The sequence below is a fragment of the Streptococcus sp. 27098_8_109 genome (assembly GCF_041432295.1).
In the GTDB taxonomy this organism is placed as follows: domain Bacteria; phylum Bacillota; class Bacilli; order Lactobacillales; family Streptococcaceae; genus Streptococcus.
In genome coordinates this window covers 92,334-100,665 of record NZ_JAPVZJ010000006.1, presented here as the reverse complement: position 1 = coordinate 100,665, position 8,332 = coordinate 92,334, and the positions used below count along the sequence as shown (strand labels likewise).

General features: G+C 36.4%; 9 protein-coding genes and 1 pseudogene. 9 read left to right on the top strand and 1 reads right to left on the bottom strand.

The genetic code is table 11. The features are described 5' to 3' along the window. Positions 1 to 37 precede the first annotated feature (37 nt). Positions 38 to 1,150, bottom strand: a complete 1,113-nt coding sequence (gene ald / locus O3664_RS04045) for an alanine dehydrogenase (protein ID WP_371613663.1) — start codon at positions 1,148 to 1,150, stop codon at positions 38 to 40. A 171-nt stretch (positions 1,151 to 1,321) separates the two neighbouring features. Between ald and O3664_RS04040 the strand changes: the two are divergent. From O3664_RS04040 to O3664_RS04000, 9 genes and pseudogenes are all read left to right on the top strand, one after another. Further along, a pseudogene (locus tag O3664_RS04040) lies at positions 1,322 to 1,441 on the top strand (GNAT family N-acetyltransferase); the annotation flags it as partial. Positions 1,442 to 1,454: 13 nt separating this feature from the next. After that, the gene (locus O3664_RS04035; RefSeq protein ID WP_045597045.1) at positions 1,455 to 2,033 is read left to right on the top strand and encodes a hypothetical protein; all 579 of its coding nucleotides are present in this window, start codon (positions 1,455 to 1,457) and stop codon (positions 2,031 to 2,033) included. Further along, positions 2,030 to 2,572: a hypothetical protein gene (locus O3664_RS04030; protein WP_033686639.1), complete on the top strand. Its 543-nt coding sequence runs from the start codon at positions 2,030 to 2,032 to the stop codon at positions 2,570 to 2,572. The genes O3664_RS04035 and O3664_RS04030 overlap by 4 nt, the downstream gene beginning before the upstream one ends. A gap of 11 nt (positions 2,573 to 2,583) precedes the next feature. Further along, complete coding sequence (locus tag O3664_RS04025) at positions 2,584 to 3,147, top strand: hypothetical protein (RefSeq protein WP_033686872.1); 564 nt, start codon at positions 2,584 to 2,586, stop codon at positions 3,145 to 3,147. Between the two features lie 113 nt (positions 3,148 to 3,260). Then, positions 3,261 to 4,262, top strand: a complete 1,002-nt coding sequence (locus tag O3664_RS04020) for a hypothetical protein (protein ID WP_045597047.1) — start codon at positions 3,261 to 3,263, stop codon at positions 4,260 to 4,262. A 190-nt stretch (positions 4,263 to 4,452) separates the two neighbouring features. Next, complete coding sequence (locus tag O3664_RS04015) at positions 4,453 to 5,022, top strand: GNAT family N-acetyltransferase (RefSeq protein ID WP_033686638.1); 570 nt, start codon at positions 4,453 to 4,455, stop codon at positions 5,020 to 5,022. 66 nt (positions 5,023 to 5,088) lie between these two features. Next, positions 5,089 to 5,739 carry a helix-hairpin-helix domain-containing protein gene (locus tag O3664_RS04010; RefSeq protein ID WP_371613662.1) on the top strand — a complete coding sequence of 217 codons (651 nt, stop codon included), beginning with the start codon at positions 5,089 to 5,091 and terminating at the stop codon, positions 5,737 to 5,739. Next, complete coding sequence (locus tag O3664_RS04005) at positions 5,723 to 7,963, top strand: DNA internalization-related competence protein ComEC/Rec2 (protein ID WP_371613661.1); 2,241 nt, start codon at positions 5,723 to 5,725, stop codon at positions 7,961 to 7,963. Before O3664_RS04010 ends, O3664_RS04005 begins: the two co-directional genes overlap by 17 nt. 137 nt (positions 7,964 to 8,100) lie before the next feature. After that, complete coding sequence (locus O3664_RS04000) at positions 8,101 to 8,325, top strand: hypothetical protein (protein ID WP_261068756.1); 225 nt, start codon at positions 8,101 to 8,103, stop codon at positions 8,323 to 8,325. Positions 8,326 to 8,332 lie beyond the last annotated feature (7 nt).

Sequence of the window (8,332 nt, the reverse complement as noted above, 5' to 3'; positions counted from 1 at the left end):
GTGGAATTGCTCTTTTTTTATCTGATAATTAGATTTTTTATACTAGTTCATCGATTGGAGTATGTTTTTTATCGAGGCCTTGGGCTACTGGGAGACTGGTTAAGTAACCTTGATAAGTGGTAACACCTTGACGCAACCCCTCATCTTCAGAGATTGCTTGTACAAATTCTTTTTTAGCCAAAGCTTCGATATAAGGAAGAGTGACATTGGTTAGTGCGATAGTTGAAGTACGAGCAACCGCACCAGGGATGTTGGCAACGGCATAGTGGAGCACACCGTGTTTTTCATAGACGGGTTCATCATGAGTTGTGACACGGTCAGCTGTCTCGATAACGCCACCTTGGTCAACGGCAACGTCAACGATGACTGATCCTGGACGCATTTGCTTGACCATCTTATCTGTCACCAATTTTGGTGCTTTGGCACCGGGGATGAGAACCGCCCCAATAACAACATCCGCATCTCTCACACTGGCTTCGATGTTAAATGAATTGGACATGAGAGTTTGAATTTGGTGACCAAAGACCTCCTCTAAAACGGAGAGACGTTTAGCACTGATATCAAGGATGGTTACTTGAGCACCAAGACCAAGCGCAATTCGAGCAGCATGGGTCCCTACGACACCGCCACCGATGATGGTTACTTTCCCTTTAGGTACACCCGGCACACCACCCAGTAAGACACCAGAACCTCCTGCTTGCTTAGTTAGGAAGTGAGCTCCGATTTGGACTGCCATACGGCCTGCAACCTCACTCATAGGAACGAGGAGTGGTAACTGACCTTGGGAATCATGGACAGTTTCATAGGCAATCCCTGTTGTTTTTGCTTCCAACATAGCATCTGCTAATTCTGGAGCAGCGGCCATGTGCAAGTAGGTGAAGAGAAGCAGGTCTTCACGCAAGTACTCATATTCAGAAGGTAATGGTTCTTTTACTTTCACGACCAACTCAGCTGTCCAGGCTTCACCAGCAGTAGCGACAATCTCAGCTCCTTGCTTTTGATAGTCAGCATCAGTAAAGCCAGAACCGAGACCAGCATCTGTTTCGATAAGGACGCGATGACCACGACCGACTAAGCTGTGGACACCAGCAGGTGTGAGGGCGACACGGTTTTCATTATTCTTAATTTCTTTTGGAATTCCGATTAACATAGAGAAAAACTCCCTTTCTATTGACGGGTTATAAATGATTTATCACAATTTTCTATAAAATAAGGTGATGATTTTATTCTATATGAAACCGCTTTAAAAATCAAGAAAAACTTGTTGTAACTCCTTTTTTATGCTAGACTGATAGAAAGTACTTTTGAATGGAAGAAACGTATGGAATCAATCTTTTTAAAACTTGCCCAGTATCCATCTATAGAAACGGAGCGTTTATTGCTCCGACCTGTAACCTTGGATGATGCAGAAGCTATGTTTGAGTATGCTTCAGATAAGAAAAAAGGAGATTCTCTTGGACGAAAAGCAAATTATAAAGTTAAAGGACGTTGAATTTGTAGGAATTGGTACTTTTGAAGGGGAAATAGTTTTTTTTGATAAGAAAACAGGCAGGATGTTCTTAGGTCATTCTAAAACAAAGTTTAAAGTGTCTCCTGTTGCTTTCTCAGCAGGAGCAACACTTATACTTTATGTGATTGTAAGAGAAATAAGTAAAATTCAGGTATTCAGTGGTTTTTGGCCCTTGATTTTTGGTTTTTTTCTAATGATCATTGTCTCAAAACTCCTCTACAGACCTGCTTTGAATGAAGAATTAATTATTAGTCCTTTTGTACTTTCAAACGTTGATATGATAACTTTTCTTAAAAACGAGAAGAAAAATATAGTGAAGAGTCATCTCATCATACTACTGGGATTTCTTTTTCCAGTGCTTTTTTCTATAGTTTATTTATTGACTTCTAATTTTTTATTTTTGTTTTTAGCCATTTTATTTTTTATGTTTCCTCTATTGTTATTAAACACGAAACCAATACAGAGATTTAAAGTAGTTCATATGTTAGACAAAAAATATTCCACTAAGGAAAATGATATATGAAAAAATATTTAAAAAATATGGTTCCGATAGGAACAATTGATAAAAATCCAGTTTATTTTGATAAAAAAGATTCTAGTTTATACATAGTAAGAAAAAAGACTTCTTTTTTGGAAACTGCTGGCAGTAGCATGATCATGATTATTTATGGCATAATTGGAAAAGTCAATTCCAAATACTATTCAACCATTCTGGGAAGATATCAATTTCTAATGATTGGCATCCTGATTTCCTTTATAATAGCCTTTGTTGTTTGTTATGCGACCTTCCATCGTGAGAGAGAAGTGGAAAAACTTCAATTAGAGGAAAAAGCAATGAGGGACTTTGTGTTAAGAGAACGAAAAAATATCTTGTTTACTTATTTATCTCTTATCATATTACCACTAATTATAATATTCTTTGCATACCTCTTTATCACATATAGCAACATTTCATGGGGAGTTGTTTCAGTTTTATTTATGACTATATATTTTATGTTCTTTTATAATAAAATCTTCCAAAGAGGAAAAATCATAAATGAACTGTATAAAACTTATAAATGATAAAGATAATTATGAAAAGTAACACTAAAAATTTCATTGCCCTAGGTATATATCAGGGAAAATCTGTCTACTATAACAATGAAAATCATCAACTGTTATATTCAACAAAGGATAAAACCAATGGAGCAACTGCTCTTACTGGTTACAGTTCAATTGCTCTTGTTTTATATAGTGTTTTAAGAAGTATAAGTAAAAATGGTAAAGTACCAACAGATTTTCGGTTGCTGTCTTTGGTCCTTGCTTATATTATCATTAGTATTGGTAGCAGTCTATTCCTTTATTATGTTTTAAATCGTGTCATTGAGTTAGAAGAATTTCAAATTGATTTAAGAAATTATCAAGACTTTTTAAAGCAAGAAAAAAGGAATGTTTTAATATTATATATAACGATGCTCTGTTTTTTGATTATAGGAATAGTGACTGGAATTATTTTCATAAGTTCAGGTAATTATATTAGTCTTGTATTAACTTTATCATCATATTTTATTGTATGCACTATTTTAAATACCAAATTGATTAAACGTGGCATGATATTGAGAAAGTTATACAAAGAATTAGAAAATAAAGATATTTAATTGAAAGATCGAGTTCTATAGATTTTTTAATTTATTGAAAAATTAGAATAAGCTGATTAAGCTGTGATTTTTAATTAAACGGACTTAGAGTTAGGTCAATTTAGGAGGTTAATGTGAAAGAAAAAACAGTTAGAGAAGTTGAAGAATTAAATAAAGCTTATTTTAAAAGTTTAGCGAACACTCGCGCATCTGCAAGTATGATGTTTATTTCGTTTACAGGAGTATTTATATTATCTTTAATTATTTGGGTTTTTTCCTGGTATTTAAAAGAGGTTTTATTAATAAATCCATTAACTTATTGGTTTTTTGATCTTCTCATTTTCTTCTTACTTTATTTAATTGTTGCTTTTTTTATTCCATTAGCAGGAATGTTTGCATATAAAAGACAAATTTTAGCAACCTTTTCTCTGATGATAGTTTATATTGGAATATACTTTTCATTACAAATGATGATGCTGATAATTCTTGTAACATCAATCTCGACGAAGGAATTTTCGCTTGGATTCCCTAAGTATTCTCCAATTTTTATTCCATTTTTGTTAATTTCTACAGTTTGTGGCTTTATTTATCAATATTTCTGGTTAAAACGCCAGTTAAAAAAAGGTTTCTCTGTAAATAGGACAATGGGGAATTATTTTGCTAAATCTAATGCATATGGTAGAAACTCTCTTTACATCATTTTTGGACTTTCTATGTTGGCTGCCTTACTTTCAGGTAAATTGATACTTATTTTTGGAATTCTTGGAGCTCTTCTTTTCAGCTATGCATTTTCTCAATTGATTACAGAAGTCGCCTATCTTTTATATCTTAAAACTCAAAGCAAGGAATATTGGGAAGATGTACCTACGAAAAAAGAGACTTTTCGAGATTTATTTAAGGGTTTCAGTTTAAAGAAAGCAAAAATTAGAATTTTCCTTGAGATTTTGTTTTGTTCAATATTTCTAGGTATTATGTATAATATAGGCTATTTTAGTCCTAGTTCATACACCCCCCTTTGGCTTATTTGGTTTGGGAGAATATTTATAATTTTGATAGGACTGGATATTTTGGTAAGTTTTATTCTTTATGTCATAAAAAAAGTAAATACTAGATTCCAAAAAGGAAAGAAAAAATGATGAATCTTCATTGTCAGTAGGACTCTGAATTATGTAATTATTGATTTTAAGAAACATTTAGAAATGCTTCCAAAGACCAGAAAACTCTCTGCTCTAGAATCAGTTATCTGGTATTCTTTGTTCGCGCTTCTTGTTATCACTTCTTTTTTATGCTAGACTTGTAGAAAATATTTGTAAATGGAGGAAAAGTATGGAATCGATCTTTTTAAAACTAACTCAGCATCCCACAGTCGAGACAGGGCGTTTATTGCTTAGACCTGTAACCTTGGATGATGCAGAAGCAATGTTTGCCTATGCCTCAGACAAGGATAATACACGTTACACATTTCCAACCAATCAAAGCTTGGAAGAAACCAAGAATAGCATTGCTCAGTTCTACTTGACCAATCCCTTGGGACGCTGGGGAATAGAATTAAAAAGCAATGGTCAGTTTATTGGAACCATTGATTTGTACAAGATTGATTCTGTTCTTAAGAAGGCAGCTATTGGCTACATTATCAATAAAAAGTATTGGAATCAAGGATTGACGACAGAAGCCAATCGTGCCGTAATTGAGCTAGCTTTTGAGAAGATTGGAATGAACAAGTTGACCGCCCTTCACGATAAGGACAATCCTGCATCTGGAAAGGTCATGGAGAAATCAGGCATGTGTTTTTCCCATGCAGAACCATATGCTTGTATGGACCAGCATGAAGAAGGCCGAATCGTTACAAGAGTTCATTATGTCTTGACCAAGGAAGACTATTTTGCAAATAAATAAGCAGTTGAGAAGAAATTTTCAACTGTTTTTTCTTCCTCTTACGAATAATCTAAGAGAGGAGAAAATATGGAAGCAATTATCGAAAAAATCAAAGAGTATAAAATCATTGTCATCTGTACTGGTCTGGGCTTGCTTGTAGGAGGATTTTTCCTGCTAAAGCCAGCTCCACACACACCTGTCAAAGAAACGAATTTGCAGGCAGAAGTTGCAGCTGTTTCCAAGGATTCATTAACCGAAAAGGAAGTGAAGAAGGAAGAAAAGGAAGAACCCCTTGAACAAGATCTAATCACAGTAGATGTGAAAGGTGCTGTCAAATCACCAGGGATTTATGATTTACCAGTTGGAAGTCGGGTCAATGATGCTGTGCAGAAAGCTGGTGGCTTGACAGAGCAAGCAGACAGCAAGTCGCTCAATCTAGCTCAGAAAGTCAGTGATGAGGCTCTGGTTTACGTTCCCACTAAGGGAGAAGAAGCAACTAGTCAACAGTTTGGTTCGGGGACGGATTCTTCGACAAGCAAGGAAAAGAAGGTCAATCTCAACAAGGCCAATCTGGAAGAGCTTAAACAGGTTAAGGGACTGGGAGGAAAACGAGCTCAGGACATTATCGACCATCGTGAGGCAAATGGGAAATTTAAGTCGGTTGATGAACTCAAGAAAGTCTCTGGTATTGGAGCCAAGACCATAGAAAAGTTAAAAGACTATGTTACAGTGGATTAAGAAGTTCCCCATTCCTCTAATTTACCTGAGTTTCCTGTTACTTTGGCTTTACTACGCTATTTTCTCAGCATCCTATCTTGCTTTGTTGGGCTTTGTTTTTCTGCTAGTCTGTCTTTTTATCCAATTTCCTTGGAAATCTGCTGGAAAAGTTCTAGTAATTTGTGGAGTCTTTGGATTTTGGTTTGTTTTTCAAAATTGGCAACAGAGTCAAGCGAGTCAAAATCTGTCGGATTCTGTTGAAATTGTACGGATTTTGCCTGACACTATTAAGGTTAATGGTGATAGTTTGTCCTTTCGTGGCAAGTCTGATGGACGCATTTTTCAAGTCTATTATAAACTCCAATCCGAGGAGGAGAAAGAGTCCTTTCAAGCTTTAACAGATCTTCATGAGATAGGACTAGAAGGGAAGCTTTCGGAGCCAGAAGGGCAGAGAAATTTTGGTGGCTTTGACTACCAAGCTTATCTGAAAACTCAGGGAATTTACCAGACTCTCAATATCAAAAAAATCCAGTCACTTCAAAAGGTTGGCAGTTGGGATATAGGTGAAAACCTGTCCAGTTTACGTCGAAAGGCTGTAGTTTGGATTAAGACGCATTTTCCAGATCCTATGCGCAATTACATGACGGGGCTTCTATTAGGACATCTAGACACCGACTTTGAGGAGATGAATGAACTTTATTCCAGTCTAGGAATTATCCACCTTTTTGCCTTATCGGGTATGCAGGTAGGTTTTTTCATTGATGGCTTTAAGAAACTACTCTTGCGATTAGGATTGACCCAAGAAAAGTTGAAGTGGCTGACTTATCCCTTTTCCCTTATCTATGCTGGTCTGACAGGATTTTCAGCTTCAGTCATTCGCAGTCTCTTGCAAAAGTTACTGGCTCAACATGGTGTTAAGGGCTTGGATAATTTTGCCTTGACGGTGCTTGTCCTCTTTATCATCATGCCTAACTTTTTTCTGACTGCAGGAGGAGTTTTGTCATGTGCTTATGCTTTTATCTTGACCATGACCAGCAAAGAAGAGGAGGGGCTTAAGGCTATTGCCAGAGAAAGTCTAGTCATTTCCTTGGGAATATTACCCATTCTATCCTTCTATTTTGCGGAATTTCAACCTTGGTCCATCCTCTTGACCTTTGTCTTTTCCTTTCTTTTTGACTTGGTCTTTTTACCGCTCTTGTCCATCTTATTTGCCCTCTCCTTTCTCTATCCAGTCATTCAGCTGAATTTTATTTTTGAATGGTTGGAGGGGATGATTCGCTTGGTATCACAGGCGGCAAGTAGGCCTCTAGTCTTTGGACAACCCAATGCATGGCTTTTAATTTTATTGTTAATTTCCTTGGCTTTGGTCTATGATTTGAGGAAAAACATTAAAAGGCTAACGGTATTGAGCTTATTGGTTACAGGTCTCTTTTTCCTTACCAAGCATCCACTGGAAAATGAAATCACCATGCTGGATGTGGGGCAAGGGGAAAGTATTTTCCTACGGGATGTAACTGGGAAGACCATTCTCATAGATGTAGGTGGCAAGGCAGAATCTGATAAGAAAATCGAAAAATGGCAAGAAAAGACGACGACCAGCAATGCCCAGCGAACCTTGATTCCCTATCTCAAAAGTCGAGGAGTAGCCAAGATTGACCAGCTGATTTTGACTAACACGGACAAGGAACATGTTGGAGATTTGTTGGGGGTGACCAAGGCTTTCCATGTAGGCGAAATTTTAGTGTCCAAAGGAAGTTTGAAACAGAAGGAATTTGTTGTAGAACTACAGGCGACTCAAACAAAGGTTCGCAGTGTGACAATGGGAGAGAACCTTCCAATTTTTGGAAGTCAGTTAGAAGTCCTATCTCCAAGGAAAATGGGAGATGGAGGTCATGAAGATTCCCTTGTTCTATACGGGAAACTCTTGGATAAATACTTTCTCTTCACAGGAAATTTGGATGAGAAGGGGGAGAAGGCCTTGATGAAGCATTATCCTGACTTAGAGGTGGATGTCTTGAAAGCTAGCCAACATGGCTCTAAAAAATCATCAAGTTCAGCCTTTCTAGAACAGCTCAAACCAGAGATGACTCTCATCTCAGTTGGAAAGAGCAATCGAACGAAACTACCCCATCAGGAAACTTTGACACGACTGGAAGGTATCAATAGCAAAGTTTACCGAACTGACCAGCAAGGAGCTATACGCTTTAAAGGTTGGAAAAATTGGAAAATCGAAAGTGTTCGATAGGAAGGACAAATATTATATATTAGTAAAATAAACTAAAAATCTGTTGCATAATAATGATAAAAACGATATAATGAAAGCGTATTCAACATTAATGATATAAAACCATTAAAAATTAGTAAAAATCGTTTAATTAGTTTATGATTATTGGTCTTTTTCAGTCCAGTATATCTGCTGTGAGCGTTCTTAAAACTTATTGGTATGATTGGAATATCTACTATAAGTCTAGTATGAATTCCCAGAGATATAACTATATTAATTCCCTGTTATGGTATCGTTATAGTTGCTATTCTGAATATAAAATTGGTTCTGGTTGGAATTACGATCGTTATGTGGTACTAAACTACTACAGCGGAGGCTATTAATCCTTAA

Coding starts and splice junctions, on each gene's coding strand:
- ald (WP_371613663.1), bottom strand. CDS start 1,150: ATGTTAATCGGAATTCCAAAAGAAATTAAGAATAATGAAAACCGTGTC.
- O3664_RS04030 (WP_033686639.1), top strand. CDS start 2,030: ATGAAAAAATATTTAAAAAATATGGTTCCGATAGGAACAATTGATAAA.
- O3664_RS04025 (WP_033686872.1), top strand. CDS start 2,584: ATGAAAAGTAACACTAAAAATTTCATTGCCCTAGGTATATATCAGGGA.
- O3664_RS04015 (WP_033686638.1), top strand. CDS start 4,453: ATGGAATCGATCTTTTTAAAACTAACTCAGCATCCCACAGTCGAGACA.
- O3664_RS04010 (WP_371613662.1), top strand. CDS start 5,089: ATGGAAGCAATTATCGAAAAAATCAAAGAGTATAAAATCATTGTCATC.
- O3664_RS04005 (WP_371613661.1), top strand. CDS start 5,723: ATGTTACAGTGGATTAAGAAGTTCCCCATTCCTCTAATTTACCTGAGT.
- O3664_RS04000 (WP_261068756.1), top strand. CDS start 8,101: ATGATTATTGGTCTTTTTCAGTCCAGTATATCTGCTGTGAGCGTTCTT.